We start from the raw sequence: 581 nt of genomic DNA on the forward strand, positions 1-581 counted from the left end.
ATGAGGTGTCTGCCTCTCGCTGGATGTATTACCTGACCCAAAATGTTCTCTTAGTTCTGATGTATCAGCGGTTCGAAAAAGAGCCCCATCAATAGCGAAGACTTGTAAGCCTTGCCAAGTATCCTCGGGGTAACGCTCTAGACCCCATGTGTGACTGCATTGTCTAAACAACCATTCTGGAGCAGCTTTACCAAGGCGTTGCCTTGCTTGCGTTAAAGCACTTTTAGCTAGCAGTTCCTCATCGGCTAAGCCCTCGGCACAGACATTCATTCGCCGTGCGACTTCTGCAATAGACTCATTGCGGAAAACGCCATTCCAACAATAAGCCAAAGAACCATATCACTAGGTAAACGACGTCGACGAATTGTCGCTTTATCGGAAAGTGTTGCCGCTTTAGCAACCCACTCATCAGGAATATGCTCGGAGAAGGTGGTTAGCTGAGCGACATCAACAGGACTCTCTTCAAGAAAGTCAGCAAAATAGTTTTGGATAGACATAAAAAATCGGAAACCTATAAACAGGTTTCCGATTGTCTCTCATCAGAAGGATCGGTCAACCGATCCTTATCTGATCTACATTGC

Annotated in this window: 1 pseudogene; it reads right to left on the reverse strand. The window is 46.0% G+C overall.

What is annotated here, in order from left to right:
- Positions 1 to 497 (reverse strand): annotated as a pseudogene (locus tag CIK04_RS30195) (transposase domain-containing protein); the annotation flags it as partial.
- Positions 498 to 581 lie beyond the last annotated feature (84 nt).

The organism is Vibrio sp. 03_296 (assembly GCF_002265885.1).